The 17,445-nt window shown below is 63.8% G+C and carries 14 protein-coding genes; 7 read left to right on the top strand and 7 right to left on the bottom strand.

Features of this window, described 5'->3' with window-relative positions:
• Nucleotides 1-58: 58 nt before the first annotated feature.
• Together ACH79_RS05980 and ACH79_RS05975 are read right to left on the bottom strand one after the other, a co-directional pair.
• Nucleotides 59-2,935: an EAL domain-containing protein gene (locus ACH79_RS05980; protein WP_161850181.1), complete on the bottom strand. Its 2,877-nt coding sequence runs from the start codon at nt 2,933-2,935 to the stop codon at nt 59-61.
• A 120-nt stretch (nt 2,936-3,055) separates the two neighbouring features.
• Nucleotides 3,056-4,054: an NAD(P)H-quinone oxidoreductase gene (locus ACH79_RS05975; protein ID WP_161850180.1), complete on the bottom strand. Its 999-nt coding sequence runs from the start codon at nt 4,052-4,054 to the stop codon at nt 3,056-3,058.
• A gap of 102 nt (nt 4,055-4,156) precedes the next feature.
• Here ACH79_RS05975 and ACH79_RS05970 point away from each other — a divergent pair, with 102 nt between their 5' ends.
• Both ACH79_RS05970 and ACH79_RS05965 read left to right on the top strand, forming a co-directional pair.
• The gene (locus ACH79_RS05970) at nt 4,157-4,348 is read left to right on the top strand and encodes a DUF1192 domain-containing protein (protein ID WP_161850179.1); all 192 of its coding nucleotides are present in this window, start codon (nt 4,157-4,159) and stop codon (nt 4,346-4,348) included.
• Nucleotides 4,349-4,901: 553 nt separating this feature from the next.
• Nucleotides 4,902-5,414, top strand: a complete 513-nt coding sequence (locus ACH79_RS05965) for a DUF1465 family protein (protein WP_161850178.1) — start codon at nt 4,902-4,904, stop codon at nt 5,412-5,414.
• A 227-nt stretch (nt 5,415-5,641) separates the two neighbouring features.
• Here the strand turns inward: ACH79_RS05965 and rpmE are convergent, their stop codons facing one another.
• The gene (gene rpmE, locus ACH79_RS05960; RefSeq protein WP_057833964.1) at nt 5,642-5,869 is read right to left on the bottom strand and encodes a 50S ribosomal protein L31; all 228 of its coding nucleotides are present in this window, start codon (nt 5,867-5,869) and stop codon (nt 5,642-5,644) included.
• 180 nt (nt 5,870-6,049) lie between these two features.
• On the opposite strand from rpmE, the gene ACH79_RS05955 reads away from it, so the two are divergent.
• Nucleotides 6,050-7,906: an ABC transporter ATP-binding protein/permease gene (locus tag ACH79_RS05955; RefSeq protein ID WP_161850177.1), complete on the top strand. Its 1,857-nt coding sequence runs from the start codon at nt 6,050-6,052 to the stop codon at nt 7,904-7,906.
• A gap of 80 nt (nt 7,907-7,986) precedes the next feature.
• Nucleotides 7,987-8,187: a hypothetical protein gene (locus ACH79_RS05950; protein WP_161850176.1), complete on the top strand. Its 201-nt coding sequence runs from the start codon at nt 7,987-7,989 to the stop codon at nt 8,185-8,187.
• Here ACH79_RS05950 and ACH79_RS05945 read toward each other — a convergent pair.
• The 4 genes from ACH79_RS05945 to ACH79_RS05930 all read right to left on the bottom strand — a co-directional run bounded on the left by ACH79_RS05945 (nt 8,184) and on the right by ACH79_RS05930 (nt 11,101).
• Complete coding sequence (locus tag ACH79_RS05945) at nt 8,184-8,420, bottom strand: hypothetical protein (RefSeq protein ID WP_161850175.1); 237 nt, start codon at nt 8,418-8,420, stop codon at nt 8,184-8,186. The genes ACH79_RS05950 and ACH79_RS05945 overlap by 4 nt on opposite strands.
• 78 nt (nt 8,421-8,498) lie before the next feature.
• Nucleotides 8,499-8,948, bottom strand: a complete 450-nt coding sequence (locus ACH79_RS05940) for a GNAT family N-acetyltransferase (protein ID WP_161850174.1) — start codon at nt 8,946-8,948, stop codon at nt 8,499-8,501.
• Entirely contained in the window at nt 8,948-9,976 is a 1,029-nt protein-coding gene (locus ACH79_RS05935) for a peptidoglycan -binding protein (protein WP_161850173.1), read from the bottom strand. Before ACH79_RS05935 ends, ACH79_RS05940 begins: the two co-directional genes overlap by 1 nt.
• A 132-nt stretch (nt 9,977-10,108) precedes the next feature.
• The gene (locus ACH79_RS05930; RefSeq protein WP_161856234.1) at nt 10,109-11,101 is read right to left on the bottom strand and encodes a flagellar motor protein MotA; all 993 of its coding nucleotides are present in this window, start codon (nt 11,099-11,101) and stop codon (nt 10,109-10,111) included.
• Between the two features lie 441 nt (nt 11,102-11,542).
• Here ACH79_RS05930 and ACH79_RS05925 point away from each other — a divergent pair, with 441 nt between their 5' ends.
• From ACH79_RS05925 to ACH79_RS05915, 3 genes are all read left to right on the top strand, one after another.
• On the top strand, nt 11,543-12,571 hold the full coding sequence (locus tag ACH79_RS05925; RefSeq protein WP_161850172.1) for a cyclopropane-fatty-acyl-phospholipid synthase family protein: 1,029 nt from the start codon (nt 11,543-11,545) through the stop codon (nt 12,569-12,571).
• Between the two features lie 325 nt (nt 12,572-12,896).
• Nucleotides 12,897-14,102 (top strand): efflux RND transporter periplasmic adaptor subunit, encoded by a 1,206-nt coding sequence (locus ACH79_RS05920; protein WP_202639177.1) that lies wholly within the window; start codon nt 12,897-12,899, stop codon nt 14,100-14,102.
• Between the two features lie 9 nt (nt 14,103-14,111).
• The gene (locus ACH79_RS05915) at nt 14,112-17,267 is read left to right on the top strand and encodes a multidrug efflux RND transporter permease subunit (protein WP_161850171.1); all 3,156 of its coding nucleotides are present in this window, start codon (nt 14,112-14,114) and stop codon (nt 17,265-17,267) included.
• Nucleotides 17,268-17,445 lie beyond the last annotated feature (178 nt).

Here is a 17,445-nt window from a genome sequence, read left to right as displayed (position 1 = left end):
AATCCGCAAGGACTTTGTATCGTGCGACGATACGCGCTTCAGGAGGCTCGCGCCGGGATCAGCTCGCCGCCTCGAGCCGTTCTTCCGTCAGCAGCCGCATCGCGGCATCGGCGTCCATCGGTTCGCCGAAGGCGAATCCCTGCGCGTATTCGCAGCCGAGCTGATAGAGCTCGACCGCATCCGAGTCCGTCTCCGCGCCTTCCGCCACCACGTCCATGCCGAGATCGTGGGCGAGCGCGATGATCGATTTGAGGATCACCGGCCGCGTGCCGCGGCTGGTGGTGCGGACGAAGGACTGGTCGATCTTGATGGTGTCGAACGGGAAGCGCTGCAGATAGGCCAGCGAGGAATGGCCGGTGCCGAAATCGTCCAGCGACAGGCCAGTGCCGAGTTCGCGGATCCGCGTCAGCATCTGCGCCGCGTGCTCCGGATTCTCCATCACCAGCGATTCCGTCAACTCCAGTTTCAGCGTGCCGCGCGCCACCGACGAGCGCGACAGCACGGTGCGGATATCGTGGATCAGATCGTGGCGCAGCAACTGCCGCGAGGAGACGTTGACGGAGGCGAAGATCGGCTCGCGCGAGCGCATCGCACGCTGCCACACCGAGAGCTGCCGCGCAGTCTGGTCCAGCACGAACATGCCGAGATCGACGATCAGGCCGATTTCCTCGGCGATCGTGATGAACTCGGAAGGCGACATCCGACCGAGCTTGGGATGGTCCCAGCGCGCCAGGGCCTCGAAGCCGGCGATCGAGCGGTCTTCGAGCCGCACGATCGGCTGGTAGAGGATGGTGATTTCCTGCCGCTCGATGGCGCGGCGCAGCTCGCTTTCCAGCGTCAGGCGGTCGGTCTTGCGGGCGCGCATCGCCGGCTTGTAGACGTCGATGCGGTCGCCGCCGATGCGCTTGGAATGATACATCGCAAGCTCGGCGTCCTTGATGATCTCCTCGGTTAGCTGCGTCTGCGGGTCCGACAGCGCGAGCCCGATGGATGCGGTCAGGAAGATCTCGCGGTCGTTGAAGGCGATCGGCGCGCGGATGGTCTTGCGGATGGTCTCGGCGAAGGCGGTGATCCGCGCCGGATCCTGCTCGGACATCAGGATCAGGCCGAACTGGTCGCCGGCCAGCCGCGCCAGCGTGTCCTGTGGCTTGAGAATGCGCGTCAGCCGCCGCGCCAGCGTCAGCAGGATGGAATCGCCGACCGCGATGCCGACGGAATCGTTGACCTGCTTGAAGCGGTCGAGGTCGATCACCATCAGCGTCGGCCGCAGCGTCGGCATGCTCTTGACGAAATTGGCGACCGCGCCGAGGCGATCCATGAACAATTGGCGGTTGGGCAGGCCGGTGAGATTGTCATGCACGGAGTCATGAAGCATCCGCTCTTCGGCGTTCTTGATCTCGGTGACGTCCGTGAGCGTGCCGACCACGCGCGAGACCTCGCCGTCGGAGCCGACCACCGGGCGCGCCTTCAGCGCGAACCACATGAAGTGGCCGTCGGGGGTGCGCAGGCGGAAATCCTGCACCAGCCGGCCGCGGCGCTGGTCGAGCACGCTGTCGAGCGCGGCGCGGAAGCGATCCTGGTCGAGCGGGTGCAGCACTTCGAGCCATTTCGCGGCCGGGCCTTCCAGCGTGCCGCGCTTCAGCCCGAGCAGGCTTTCTGTCTCAGGACTCGTGAACACCTTGTCGGCGGAAACGTCCCAGTCCCAGATCAGGTCGCCCGAGCCTGTCAGCGCCAGTGCGCGGCGCTCGACGTCGGAGACGATGCCGGTGGTGGCACCGCCGCCGGCGAAGGCGTGCTGCATGACCGTAAATCCGATCAGCATCACGATCAGCACGAGGCCGCCGAGCAGCGCGGGCCCTACGATGTCGTTGGTGACGCTGCCCGCCACCGTCATGCCGGCGGCGATCACCCAGACCACCAGCAGGAACCAGGTCGGGATCAGCAGCACCGCGCGGTCGAATCCATGCGTCGAGAGATAGACGATCAGCGCAAAGCCGGCGAAGGCGATCAAGACCAGCGAGATGCGTGCAATACCCGAGGCGACGGCAGGATCGAACAGCGCCAGCGCCACCAGTGATCCCAGGAAGGCGAGCCAGCCAACGGTGATGTGGGAATACCGCACATGCCAGCGGCTCAGATTGAGATAGGCGAACAGGAACACCAGCAGCGTCGCTGCCAGGATCGCTTCGCCCGCCGCGCGCCAGACGCGCTCGGCGTTGTTCGACATGTCGAGCACCTTGCCCCAGAAGCCGAAATCGACGCCGATATAGACCAGCACCGCCCAGGCGAGCGCTGCCGCAGCGGGGAACATGATGCTGCCCTTGACCACGAACAGAATGGTGAGCACGAGGGCCAGGAGGCCGGAGATGCCGATCACGATGCCCTGGTAGAGCGTGAACGAATTGACCTTGTCCTTGTAGGCGTCGGGTTCCCACAGATAGAGCTGCGGCAGCTTGTCGGTGCGTAGTTCCGCGACGAATGTGACGACGGCGCCGGGATCGAGCGTGATGCGGAAGATGTCGGCGGTCGCGCTTTCCTGACGCTCGGGGCGATCGCCGACCGATGGCGTAATGGTCGCAACGCGCGACAGGCCGAGGTCGGGCCACAATAGGCCGGACGACACGATGCGATAATGCGGGGCGACGATCAGGCGGTCGAGCTGGTCGTCGGTGTTGTTGGCAAGCGCGAACACCACCCAGTTCTGTCCGCCCTCGCGGGCGCGGACCTCGATGCGGCGGACGATGCCGTCAGTTCCCGGCGCCGTCGAAACCTGGATGCGGTCGGTCTCGCTGCGCTGATGATCGAGCACCGCAGTGAGATCGATGGCAGGCGCGTCGCTGCGGACGCTGACCGCGTCAATGGCATGCGCCGAAGGCGCCGCCGCAACAATCATGAGGCCCAGCGCAAGCAGCGCCAGGCACCTGATCAGACGCAATGTCAGTACTCCGCGACCAACGATTCTCCCGGCCCAGCGAACGGGTCGGCGTAGCCGCGATAAATGACATGAAAGCGAAGCAAATCAAAGGGTTTCCACCCACGCTTCGCTCTCGATCCGTTAAACCGCCAACACAATTTTGCCAATATGTGCGGAGGTCTCCATGCGCCGGTGCGCATCAGCTGCTTTTTCCAGCGGGAATGAGCTGTCCATCAGCGGTTTTACGCGTCCTTCGCGCAATAGTGGCATGACCTTGGCCTCAATTGCGGCGACCATCGCCGCCTTATCCGCATTAGTACGGGGGCGCAGCGTGGAGCCAGTGTGGGTCAGCCGCTTCACCATGACCTTGGCAATGTTGACGCTAACCTTGGGGCCGTTGAGCGTTGCAATTTGCACGATACGGCCATCGACCGCGGCCGCGTCATAGTTGCGATCGACATAGTCGCCCGCGACCATGTCGAGGATCAAGTTGGCGCCGACATTGTTGGTCTCTGCCTTGACCACGGCGACGAAGTCCTCGGTCTTGTAATTGATGGCGCGGTCGGCGCCGAGCTTGAGGCAGGCGTCGATCTTGTCCTGCGAGCCGACGGTGACGATCACCTTCGAGCCGAACGCCTTGGCAAGCTGGATCGCCATGGTGCCGATGCCGGACGAGCCGCCGTGGACCAGAAGCGTTTCGCCCGGCTTCAGCGCACCGCGCTCGAACACATTGTGCCAGACGGTCATCAGCGTTTCCGGAATCGCGCCGGCTTCCTCGATCGAGAGCGAGGAGGGCACCGCCATCGCCTGCGCATCCTGCGCGATGCAATATTGGGCATAGCCGCCGCCTGCCACCAGCGACATCACCTTGTCGCCGAGCTTGTGTTTGGTCGCGCCTTCGCCGAGCGCGACCACTTCGCCGGCAATCTCGAGGCCGGGCAGGTCGCTGGCGCCGGGCGGGGGCGGGTAGGCGCCGGAGCGCTGCGCCACGTCCGGCCGGTTGACGCCGGCCGCCATCACCTTGACCAGGATCTCACCCGGGCCAGGCTTCGGAACGCTGCGGGTTTCCGGCAACAGCACTTCGGGACCACCGGGCTTGCTGATGCCGATGACGGTCATTTGCGCGGGCAGCTTTTCCATGATTTGTCCTTGCGAAAGGCTGAGAATAAGGCGGCCCCTGATTAGCCAGCCCGGCTGCGGCTGGCAACCGCTTGGGGAACCGCGCTGAGCAAGGAGAAACGCATGGCGATCGAGGATGACGACAAGCCGCGGAAAAAAATCACCCACGAGATCGGTCAGGATCTTTCGCTGCTATCGGTAGAGGAATTGACCGATCGCATCGCGCTGATGAATTCGGAGATCGCGCGGCTGCAAGAGGCCGTCACCAAGAAGCGCGCGTCGAAGGATGCAGCGAACAACTTCTTCAAGTCGTAGGATTAGAACGCGATCTCGTTCCGAGCCGTCCCTGGTGCGCAATTGCGCACGGGAGCAGGGACCCATACGCCACAGCCTCATCCTGCGGCAGGCCACTGGCCGACCTTCGTCAGCGTGTAACCCGTATGGAGCGCAGCGCAATCCGGGAACGCTCGATCCGGTTGCCCCGGCCCCGGATTTCGCTGCGCTCGATCCGGGCTGCACGAAGGTCAATCAAAAACTCGGCCATTGGCCGACATGGCAAATAATCTCTAAAGAAAATCGCTCGTTTACGAAGGATTAAGCTTTCTCGATTATGACTGGCATTGTCCTCGTTTGGACACCGAGTGGCTCCTGTCCACTCTGTTTGACGCCTCCCTGTTATCAACTTCAAAAGCCGCCGGAAACGGCGGCTCTTTTTTGTGCGCAGCGCGGCTATTTTGTGCCCCCATACGCTGGAAACCATAAATCCGGTTGTCGCTGGACTCTCGATCTCGCCCGAGCAATGATTTGTTCATCATAAGCCGGTGGGTTCACAGCCGGCGGGGCAAATAGTGGCGTGAGGGCGTTAACCATGGCGGATCGTTCGCAAAGCGAACCCGCGCTCGTGTTGTTCAGCGAGCGGCTGACAAATTCGGCGGCTTTCGGAACTCTGTTCCGGGAAGGCATGGATCTGGTCGAGGAAACCGCCGCCTATCTCGACGGCGAGGGCCGCACCGACGCCAAGGCGCTCGAACGTTCCGTCAGCCTTACTTACGCAACCGAGAGCATGCGCCTCACCACCCGCCTGATGCAGCTCGCGTCCTGGCTGCTGCTGCATCGCGCGGTCAAGGAAGGCGAGATGACGCTGACCCAGGCCAACCGCGAAAAGACCAAGGTCAAGCTCACGGCCGCCGATCCCGGACCCGAGGACATGATCGCAAAGCTGCCGCAGCCATTGCAGGATCTGATTGCACGCTCGATGAGCCTGCAGGCGCGGGTCCGCCGCCTCGACACCACGATCCACGCGCCATCGGCCGAACGTGCGCCGATCGGCAATCCGCTGGTGCCGCAGCTCAACCGCCTGAAGGCGGCGTTCGAGCAGTAAGTTCTCGAAAATCCCAACCGTCATTCCGGGGCGATGCGTAGCATCGAACTATGGTGCGCAATTGCGCACCTGAGAATCTCGAGATTCCCCGATGCGCAATTGCGCATCTGAGGTCTGGTCCTTCGGACCATCCCGGAATGACGACGGTGAAAAGCAAACAAAAAACGCCCCGGGAAACCGGGGCGTTTTTGCATGCCTGGGCGGGAGTGGAGGGGGTCCGAAAACCCTCAATCCTTCTTCAGAAAACCCGAAAACTTCTTCTGGAAGCGCGACACTCGGCCGCCGCGGTCGAGGATCTGCTGGGATCCGCCGGTCCAGGCCGGGTGCGACTTGGGGTCGATATCGAGGTTCAGCTTGTCGCCTTCCTTGCCCCAGGTGGAGCGGGTCTGGTACTCGGTCCCGTCGGTCATCACGACCGTAATCGTATGATAATTCGGGTGAATTTCGGCTTTCATGGCATATCCTTCGGCGCGCCGGCGCCCGTCTCAATTGGCAATAGGTACGGGATTTGGGCGGCTCTATAACGTAAGGCGGCCGCCAAAACAAGCTACGTATCCTTCCTGATTGGGAATCTCCCGGATTTGCCAGCGGGGACGGCGGGGCCTATCTGGGGGCGGGCAAAACGGTCGGATTTCATGAGCGCAGCGGAACAGCTTGAAGACGTCAAAACCGCGCCCCCACAGCGCGACGCCCTGCTCGAGGAAGAGGCCTTCATCGAGGCCCAGCTGACGCAGTCGCCGGCCAAGACGAGCGCCAAGCTCCGTCCGCTGCTGGCGCTGGCGCCTTACGTCGCGCGCTATCGCGGACGCGCGGCTCTCGCCTTCATCTCGCTGACGATTGCAGCGATCACCACGCTGGTGGTGCCGATCGCGGTTCGACGCATGATCGATTTCGGCTTCAGCCCCGAAGGCATCGCCCTGATCAACAGCTATTTCAGCGTCATGATCGCCATTGTCGCGGTGCTGGCTGCGGCAAGCGCGTCGCGCTACTACCTCGTCATGACAATCGGCGAGCGCATCGTCGCCGATATCAGGCGCGACGTGTTCGCGCATCTGGTCTCGCTGTCGCCGGCATTCTTTGATTCCGCGCGCTCGGGCGAACTCGTGTCGCGGCTGACGGCCGATACCACCCAGATCAAATCCGCGGTCGGCGCGTCGGTGTCGATCGCGCTGCGCAACATGATGCTGTTCATCGGCGCCGTCGCCATGATGGTGATCACGAGCCCGAAATTGTCGGGTTTCGTGCTGCTGGCGATCCCGCTGATCGTGATTCCGCTGGTTGCCTTCGGGCGCTGGGTGCGGCGGCTGTCGCGCAACGCCCAGGATACGCTGGCGGACGCCAGCGCCTACGCGTCCGAACTGGTCGGCGCGATCAGGACCGTGCAGGCCTATACCAGCGAGCGGATGGCGACGACCCGCTTCGGCGGCGAGGTCGAGCAGGCCTATGAGGCGGCGCGCAACTCGACGCGCGCGCGCGCGGTGCTGACGCTGATCATCATCTTCATCGTGTTCTCCAGCGTGGTCGCGATCCTCTGGGTCGGCTCGCATGACGTGCTGACCGGCCAGATCACGCCGGGCCGGCTCGGCCAGTTCGTGCTGTACGCGGCGTTTGCCGCTACCGGCCTCGGCCAACTCAGCGAAGTCTGGGGTGAAGTCTCGGCCGCCTCCGGCGCCGCCGAGCGGCTGTTCGAGATCCTGCGGGTCAAATCGCAGATCACGGCGCCGCCGCAGCCGGTCGCGCTGCCGGTGCCGGCGCGCGGCGATGTCGGATTCGAGAACGTCAGCTTCGCCTATCCGGCCCGGCCGGACGTGCTGGCGATCGACAACGTCTCGCTTTCGGTCAGGGCCGGCGAAAAGGTCGCGATCGTAGGTCCCTCGGGGGCGGGCAAGAGCACGCTGTTTCACCTGCTGCTGCGCTTCTACGATCCCGCGCGCGGCACGATTTCGCTCGATGGCGTGCCGGTCAAATCGGCCGATCCGGTCGACGTGCGCTCTCGGATTGCGCTGGTGCCGCAGGACTCGGTCGTGTTCGCGGCCAGCGCGCGCGAAAACATCCGCTTCGGCCGTCCGGATGCGAGCGATGCCGAAGTCGAGCGCGCCGCCGACCTCGCGCACGCCACCGAATTCCTGCGCCGCCTGCCCGGCGGCTTCGAGGCTCAGCTTGGCGAGCGCGGCGTGACGCTGTCCGGCGGCCAGCGCCAGCGCATCGCGATCGCCCGCGCCATCCTGCGCGACGCGCCGCTATTGCTGCTTGACGAGGCAACCTCCGCGCTCGATGCCGAAAGCGAAACGCTGGTGCAGACCGCGCTGGAAGAACTGATGCGCCATCGCACCACGCTCGTGATCGCCCATCGCCTCGCGACCGTCTTGTCCTGCGACCGCATCATGGTGATGGACCAGGGCCGGATCGTCGAACAGGGCACGCACGCCGAGCTGGTTGCAGCAAACGGACTTTACGCGCGATTGGCGCGGCTGCAATTCGAGGGCGTGTAGCCGATTTGGCGGGAACTCAAACCGTCGTCCTGTTGTTGCAACGCTGTGCTTTTGTCCGGTCCATTCAACAGGAGATGATTATGCCCTTTCGCCGCGGTGGTTTTGCCCTGACGCCTCCCTCGGTTGTTATCTTCCTGATTTCGTTCATTCTCGCGGTTTGCGCGCTGCTCGTGCGCTACGCCCATGTCTCGATACCCATCATCACCCCATCGCGCGCGTTTGACGTGCTGGCGATCGCCTATGTCGTGTTGACCGCGGGGGTGCTCATTCGCGGCGTCTAGCTGTGTGGCCTGGCGTCCTCGCGGCATTTTGGCGAGAGCGCCGGTACGTTCGGCCACGGCCAATTTTTCCAACCGCCATCCGCGCTGACGCAGGCGGCAGTCGAGGCAGGCGGTGCGTCGGAACGCGCGGCGCCAGCCGCGAATTGACGATCCACGTAGACGGTCGACAGCAACCCGGCGACGATCACGACCAGGAACGTCGCAGAACCCTTGGCAAATTCGGCCAGCGTCATCGGATCGCCTCCGCAGGGCTTGAGCCTGTAACCGCCCAAGCGGCTAAAGGATCCAGCCCGTCAGGGCCGTGACCGACGTCACGGTCGCCATGCCATTTTCAGTACTGGCCTTCCCGACGTCGGATTCACGTCCTCGCCGGCATGTTGAAAGCCGTTGCGCTCGTAAAAGCGGATGGCCCGACCGTTGTCCTTGTTGACCAGCAGTGTCACGCCATTGGGCGACAGCCGCTTGGCTTCATCGACCAATGCCGTCGCAAGCGTCGAGCCCCAGCGATCAGGGCTGATTACGAGCTGATCGAGATAACCTCGTCCGTCGATGGTCACAAAACCGATCAGGGCTTGTGCCTGTTCGGCGACGACGATCTGGGCGTTCGCTACCAGTTCATTGCGCCAGCGCTCGCGCCACCACGGCACGCGCGCGGTGAAATCGATCGAAGGGTAGGCGTGTTGCCACGTTAACCGCCACAATTCGATCGCTGTGTCTTCGTCCTCGACGCGATAGGGACGAAGCGTGAAATCTGCAGCCACTACCGTTCCGTCAGCTTCAGCTCGATGCGGCGATTGCGCTTGTAGGCGTCCTCGTTGGGGGCCGAATCCAGCGGCTGGAATTCGGCGAAACCGGCGGCGACCAACCGCTGCGCGGGCACGCCGAGCGAGACCAGATATTGCACCACGGAGATGGCGCGGGCCGACGACAATTCCCAGTTCGACTTGAACAGCGGCGAATTGATCGGCCGCATGTCGGTGTGGCCGTCGACCCGCAGCACCCAGCCGATTTCAGTCGGAATCTGCTTGTCCAGATCGATCAGCGCCGTCGCAAGTTTATCCAGCTCGGCACGGCCCTCGGGCAGCAGCAATGCCTGACCGGTGTCAAAGAATACTTCCGACTGAAAGACAAAACGGTCGCCGACGATGCGGATGTCGGGGCGATTGCCCAGGATGGCGCGCAGGCGGCCGAAGAATTCCGAACGGTAGCGCGACAATTCCTGCACGCGCTGCGCCAGCGCGACGTTCAGCCGCTGGCCGAGATCGGCGATCCGTCCTTGCGATTCCTTGTCGCGCTTCTCGGAGGCTTCCAATGCTTCCTCGAGCGCGGCGAGCTGGCGGCGCAGCGCGCTGATCTGCTGGTTCAACACCTCGATCTGAGCGAGTGCGCGCGAGGAGACGGTTTTTTCGGATTCGAGCGCCTTGTTGAGCTCGCTGGCGCGGCCCTGGGCGTCGCCGCCGGCGCCGGCCAGCCCCTCGTAAAGTCCCTTGACGCGGTCGCGTTCGCCTTCCGCGGCGGCAAGGCCGGCGCGCAGTTGCGAGACCTGGTCATCGAGCGCGATCTTGCCGAGCTTTTCCAGCGACAAGAGGTCGTTGAGCTGCGCGATCTTGGCGTTGAGCTGCTCCAGCGCCTTGTCCTTGCCGGTGACTTCCTGCGACAGGAAGAACTGCACCACCAGGAACACCGACAGCAGGAACACGATCGACAGCACCAGCGTCGACAGCGCGTCGACGAATCCCGGCCAGTAGTTGAAACCGGATTCATTGCGGCGGGCACGGGCGAGGGCCATTTATTGTCTCCGATATCGTGTCCCGGACGCGGTGCGGCGTGAAACACCGCGCCGCAGCGCCGGGACCTACTCGCAGTTGGTCCCGGCTTTACCGCATCACTGGTGTGCTGCGTCGCGTCCGGGACATCCACTTCAGCTCTTCTCGGGCTGCTTGGCGATCCGCTCCAACAGCTTCTTGATCTCGCGGTTCTGCTCGCCCTGGCCGTCGGCCCATTCGCGGATCATCTGCTGCTCGGTGCGCATATGCGCGACCAGACCCTGAATGGCTTCCGCGAGATTGGCCATCGCCGCCGTGGTGCTGCGGCTGCCGCCGCTTTCTTCCACCACCGCGCGGATGCGCTCCATCGCATGCTGTATTTCACCGCCCATACCGGACCCATCGCCATATTCGCGCACGGTGGAGGCGAGCCAGTCCTCGAGGTCGGTATAGAAGCGGTTCTGCGCCTGGCTCGACTGCAGGTCGAGAAAGCCGAGGATCAGGGAGCCGGCAAGGCCGAACAGCGAGGACGAGAACGAGATGCCCATGCCGCCGAGCGGCGCCGCCAGCCCGTCCTTCAGGGTATCGAACAGGGCGCCGGAATCGCCGCCGACCTTCAAGCCTTCGATCACCTTGCCGACGGAGCCGACGGTTTCGATCAGGCCCCAGAAGGTGCCGAGCAGGCCGAGAAACACCAGCAAGCCCGTCATGTAGCGGGAGATGTCGCGGGCTTCGTCCAGCCGCGTCGCGATCGAATCCAGCAGGTGCCGCATGGTCTGCTGCGAAATCGTCATCCGCCCCGAGCGCTCGCCGCCAAGGATCGCCGCCATCGGCGCCAGAAGCTTCGGACGCCGGTCGATCGCGAGGCCGGGGTCGGCGATGCGGAAATTGTTGACCCAGGCTACTTCCGGATAGAGCCGGATGACCTGCCGGAACGACAGGATGATGCCGATCAGGAGCACCCCGCCGATCAGGGCGTTGAGGCCAGGATTGGCAAAGAACGCCGCGATGATCTGCTTGTAGAGCACGATCGTGATCAGCGTGCACAGCACCAGGAACACCAGCATCCGCACCAAAAAGATCCGGGGCGAGGACAGTTTGCTCAGTTCGATCTCCATTTCGGAGCGGGAGGAGTGGCCTGAGGGCATTTGCGGGGTGTCATCCATTACCAAAGCCGGACTGGCGGCCAATATGGCACAGCGGGCCGGAGAAAAAAGCTGGAAGCCGAGATTTCGGGCAGATGATGGCGGAACCTCTTCCTAAAACCAGGCTTTGACATCAGCGTATTTTGGAACTGCTCGATGTCCAACCGGGATTTTTCATGACGGGCTTATATCTCGAGGCGCTGGTGACGATTGCTGCATTGCTTTCGGCACCGGGCGCCTGGGTGGGGGCAACAACGAACCGGCAACCCCGGCCGAGTCGGCTGCCCGCCCGCTGCCCGGCCATGGCGCCGTTGCGACTGCCAGTTGCGAATCGGCCGGTTCTTCCCGCGGCCATCGCCAGCCTGATTCCAGTCCGGAGGGTCGCGTCAGCACAAAAGTGAGACCTGTTTTCGAAAGGATCGTGCCAAAGCGGAGGGAGTGGTCATGAGCTTCGTCTCCACCATCATGGTTACCGCCGAGCGGGTGCCGCTGCCTGATGCCATTATCCGGGCCGCGATCCAGCGGCTGTGCTCACGCACCGCCACCAGGCTCGCCACCGGAAATGCGGAAAGCGACGCCTGGCTGGCCGACGAAATGGCGGCGCGTGCGATCACCGAATACGTCGACGGGGCCGACGCCCAGCGTTACGAGGTGCCGGCTGCGTTCTTCGCCCATGTGCTCGGCCCTAACCGGAAATATTCCTGCTGCTTCTACAAGGAGGCGGCGTCGACATTACAGGAAGCCGAGGAAGAGGCGTTGCGCCAGACGGTGGAGCATGCCGATCTCGCCGATGGGCAGTCGATCCTCGAACTAGGCTGCAGCTGGGGGGCGCTGTCGCTGTGGATGGCGCGGCAGTTCCCGCATTCCCAGGTTACGGCGGTTTCCAACTCGGATGCGCAGCGCGAATATATCGAGGGCGAAGCCGCAAAGCGCGGCCTGTCCAATCTGCGCGTCATCACTTCGAACGTGAACCTGTTTGCGCCGGAAGCGCGGTATGACCGCATCCTCGCGATCGAGATGTTCGAGTGCATGATGAACTGGCGCGAATTGATGGTCCGGCTGCGCGCATGGCTGAAGCCCGACGGCCGCTTCTTCCTGCACATCTTCACCCACCGCTCCGGCGCCTATCTGTTCGATCGCGCCGACGGCGAGGACTGGATCGCGCAGCATTTCTTTACCGGCGGCGTGATGCCGAGCCATCATCTGATCCGGCAATATGCAGACGTCTTCGGGGTCGAGAAGGAATGGCGCTGGAGCGGCGTGCATTATCAGCGCACCGCGCACGATTGGCTGGCAAACTTCGATTCCCGTCGCGACGAGCTCGAGCGCGTGCTTCGCAAGGTCTATGGCGGCGAGTCCGCGCTATGGATGCGGCGCTGGCGCTGGTTCCTGCTCGCCACAGCGGGCCTGTTCGGCTACGCCGACGGCAGCGAGTGGGGCGTCAGCCATTATCGGATGAACGCGGCCGATTAGGCCGCGATTAACCGAATCATGCTGCATGGCTCACGCTTCGGCATCTGGTGCAATCGCCTGCAACCAAACGACATGTTCCCGGTTCTCCCCATATCGGTCCAAGCGAATGCTGTATGGAGCCTGCCTCACAATCCAGTGACTCCGGGAAAATCGACGATAATTCAGCGCGATAGCGTTGTGTGACATTGGGCCGCCACGTCAGCGTATTGCATCGCAATAGGCTGTCCTTATCCTATCTTCCATCAACCGTGAGTTCCAATACCTCCCACTACACGTCGCGAATACTCAATTCGCGCTTTCAACCTGAACTGGGGCAATGCTTTCAATGTCCGGACTTCGAACGCAATCGGCATGCATCGTTTTGATGTTGACTGCGATGGCGCCGCTATTGGCTGGCTGTAAGGAGCCGACCGCCGTCGCGGCCCCGGTACCTGTCGCTGAGCCTGAAGTGGGAACCTTTACCGTGCGCCCGCAGTCGCGGGCTATCATCCGCGAATTGCCTGGACGGATCGCGCCGACCCGCGTTTCCGAAGTGCGTGCGCGCGTCTCGGGCATCGTCGTCGAGCGGCTGTTCCAGCAGGGCACCGAGGTCAAGGCCGGCGATCCGCTCTATCGCATCGATCCCAAGCCGTTCGAAGTCGAATTGCAGGCGAGCGAGGCGGCGCTCGACAAGGCTGTGGCAGCGCTCGACCTCGCCGCACAGCACGCGAAGCGAATTGCCACGCTGACGAGCCAGCGCGCTGCGCCCGAGGCCGAGAATGAGAAGGCCGTCGCGGCCCAGCGTCAGGCGGAGGCCGAGGTCGGCAGCCGCCGGGCCGAAGTCGCGCGTGCCAAGCTCAATCTCGACTATGCGACGATCCGCGCGCCGATCAGCGGTGTCGTCGGCGCGGCACTGGTGAGCGAAGGCGCGCTGGTGGTGCAGAACGAGACCACCAGTCTCGCCACGATCCAGCAACTCGATCCGATCTACGCCGACTTCACCCAATCAGTCTCGGAGATGAACAAGCTGCGCCGCGCGCTCGAAAGCGGCGATCTCGACCGCATCGCGCCCGACGTGGCCAAGGTCCGCCTCGTGCTCGACGACGGAACCGTTTATCCGATCGCCGGCAAACTGCTGTTTTCCGACGCCAAGGTGGATGCCTATACCGGGCAGGTCACGCTGCGCGGACAGTTCCCGAATCCAAATCGCGAATTGCTGCCGGGCATGTATGTCCGCGTGCTGATCGAGCAGGGTATCGATTCCGACGCCATCGCCGTGCCGCAACAGGCGATCCAGCGCGATGCCGGCGGCGGCAGCGAAGTCTTCGTGGTCAAGGATGACGGCCGCGTGGCGACGCAGGCGGTCCGCACCGGCCCGGCACAGGACGGCGTCTGGCTGATCAGCGAGGGCCTGAAGGAGGGAGACCGCGTCGTCGTCGACGGGTTCCAGAAGTTCGTGCCAGGCGACAAGGTCAAGGCGAAGTCGTGGATCGATGCGGATGCCTCGGTTGGTGCGGTATCGGGCTCACTGGCGACGCACACGTCGCGTTGAGATCGATAGATGCCTAGCTTCTTCATTGACAGGCCAATCTTCGCCTGGGTCGTTGCGCTTTTCATCTGTCTGGTTGGCGCGATCTCGATTCCGCTGCTGGCGGTAGCGCAATATCCGATCATCGCGCCGCCCTCGATCTCGATCTCGACCAGCTATCCCGGCGCGTCGCCTGAAAACCTCTACAATAGCGTCACCCGCCTGATCGAGGAGGAGCTCAATGGCGCCTCCGGCATTCTCAATTTCGAATCCACCTCCGACTCGCTGGGGCAGGTCGAAATCATCGCCAACTTCGTGCCCGGCACGGAGACCGGCGCCGCCTCGGTCGAAGTGCAGAACCGTCTCAAGCGCGTCGAGGCGCGGCTGCCGCGCGCGGTGATCCAGCAGGGCATCCTGGTCGAGGAAGCTTCCTCCGCCGTGCTGCAGATCATCACGCTGAACTCGACTGACGGTTCGCTCGACGAAATCGGCCTCGGCGATTTCATGATCCGCAACGTGCTCGGCGAGATCAGGCGCATTCCCGGCGTCGGCCGCGCCACGCTCTATTCCACCGAACGTTCGCTGCGGATCTGGGTCGATCCCGCCAAACTCGTTGGCTACGGCCTCACCGCCGACGACGTCAACAAGGCGATCACCGCGCAGAACGCCCAGGTCGCCTCCGGCAGCGTCGGCGCCGAGCCGAGCACGCCGGAACAGAAGATTTCCGCCCTGGTGCTGGTCAAGGGCCAGCTTTCGTCGCCCGATGAATTCGGCGCGATCACGCTGCGCGCCAATCCGGACGGATCGACGGTGCGGCTGCGCGACGTCGCGCGCATCGAGATCGGCGGGCTCAGCTACCAGTTCAACACGCGGCTCAACGGCAAGCCGACCGCGGGCCTCTCGGTGCTGCTGTCGCCGACCGGCAATGCGCTCGCCACCGCCAGCGCCGTCGAAGCCAAGATGAAGGAACTGTCGAAGTTCTTTCCGGCCAATATCGGCTACGAAATCCCCTACAACATCACGCCCGTCGTCAAGGCCTCGATCAACAAGGTGCTGATGACGCTGATCGAAGCGGTGGTGCTGGTCTTCATCGTGATGTTCCTGTTCCTGCAGAACATCCGCTACACCATCATCCCGACCATCGTCGTGCCGGTGGCGCTGCTCGGCACCTGTGCAATGCTAATGGCAGCCGGCTATTCCATCAACATGCTGACCATGTTCGGCATGGTGCTGGCGGTCGGCATCCTCGTCGACGACGCCATCGTCGTGGTCGAGAACGTCGAGCGCATCATGGCGGAGGAGGGCCTGCCGCCGAAGGAGGCCACCCGCAAGGCGATGTCGCAGATCACGAGCGCCATCATCGGCATCACGCTGGTGCTGATGGCCGTGTTCGTGCCGATGGCGTTCTTTCCGGGGTCGGTCGGCATCATCTACCGCCAGTTCTCGGTCACCATGGTTTCGGCGATCGCCTTCTCGGCGCTGATGGCGCTGTCGCTGACGCCGGCTTTGTGCGCGACACTCTTGAAACCGGTCGAAGCCGGCCACGGCCATGCGCGCACGGGCGTGTTCGGCTGGTTCAACCGCGTGCTGGAGAGCAGCCGCGGCGGCTATACGCGTACCGTGAAGGGTTCGCTGAAGCGCACCGGGCGCCTGATGCTGATTTACGCCGTGCTGCTGATCGGGCTCGGCTGGGCCTTCGTCCGGCTGCCCGGCGGCTTCCTGCCCGTCGACGACCAGGGCTTTATCACCACCGACGTGCAGACGCCGTCGGACTCCTCCTATGCCCGCACCGAGGCGGCGGTCGAGCAGGTCGAAAAATACCTGCGCGAGCGCGCTGGCGTCGAGGACGTCACCTTCCTCACCGGCTTCAGTTTCCTCGGCCAGGGCATGAACACCGCGCAGGCCTTCATCACGCTGAAGGACTGGTCGGAACGGGGCAAAAGGGATTCCGCTGCCGCCATCGTCGCCGACATCAACCGCGATCTCTTGTCGATCCGCGACGCCAAGATTTCGGCGTTGCAGCCGCCGCCGATCGACAATCTCGGCAATTCCTCGGGCTTCTCGTTCCGCCTGCAGGACCGCGGGCAGAAGGGCTATCCGGCGCTGGTCGCCGCCGCCGATCGCCTGATCGCCGAAGCCAATGCCAGCCGGGTGCTGCAGAAGGTCTATGTCGAGGGTCTGCCGCCGGCGCCGCAGGTCAATCTGATGATTGACCGCGAAAAGGCCGGCGCGTTCGGCGTCACTTTCGAGGACATCAACCAGACCATCTCGACCAATCTCGGCTCGAACTACATCAACGACTTCCCGAACCGTGGGCGCATGCAGCGCGTCATCGTGCAGGCCGACCGCGCCAGCCGCATGAACGCCGACGACATTCTCAATTACAACGTCAAGAACAGCCGCGGCCAGTTGGTGCCGTTCTCAGCCTTCGCCACCGTGCAGTGGTCGAAGGGGCCGACCCAGATCGCGGGCTTCAACTATTATCCCGCCGTGCGCATCTCCGGCGAAGCCAAGCCCGGCTTCACGTCCGGCGACGCCCTCGCGGAGATGGAGCGGCTCGCGGGCAAGCTGCCGCGCGGCTTCGGTTTCGAATGGACTGGGCAATCATTGCAGGAAAAGCTGTCGGGCTCGCAGGCGCCGTTCCTGCTTGGCCTGTCGGTGCTGGTGGTGTTCCTGCTGCTCGCCGCCCTTTACGAAAGCTGGACCATTCCGCTCGCCGTGCTGCTGACGGTGCCGCTCGGCATCTGCGGCGCGGTGATTGCAGCCACGATGCGCGGCCTGCCGAACGACGTCTATTTCACCGTCGGCCTGATCACCATCATTGGCCTCGCGGCCAAGGACGCCATCCTCATTATCGAATTCGCCAAGGATCTGCGCGCGCAGGGCAAGCCGTTGATCGAGGCGACAATCGAAGCCTGTTCGCTACGCTTCCGCCCGATCCTGATGACCGGCCTCGCCTTCGTCTGCGGCGTCTTGCCGATGGCGATCGCCACCGGCGCCGGCGGCGCCAGCCAGCAGGCGCTCGGCACCAGCGTCATGGGCGGCATGATCGCGGTGGTGATCCTGGCGCTATTGATGGTGCCGGTGTTCTTCGTCAGCGTGCAGCGCGTGCTCGCGGGGGATCGGGAGAAGGTGGAGGAGGGGGCCGTGGCCGAGCCGTATGGACCGCCGGCGCCGGTGAAGTCATAGACGCTGTCATGCTCCGTGACCCTGCGACGCAGCGCTTCGCCGGGACTTGCGGCCTCGGGCCGTCGAGAAGCCTTGGCGCAGGCGGTGGCCGATGCATCCAGTCCATGAACCCATAAAGTTGCCGGGCTGACGCCGCGCCAGAGTCCGCCATGCCCCCGATAGCCGACGTGGCGCTGCA

The organism is Bradyrhizobium sp. CCBAU 051011 (genome assembly GCF_009930815.1).
In the GTDB taxonomy this organism is placed as follows: Bacteria; Pseudomonadota; Alphaproteobacteria; order Rhizobiales; family Xanthobacteraceae; genus Bradyrhizobium.
This window is presented reverse-complemented; position numbering and strand designations above follow the sequence as displayed.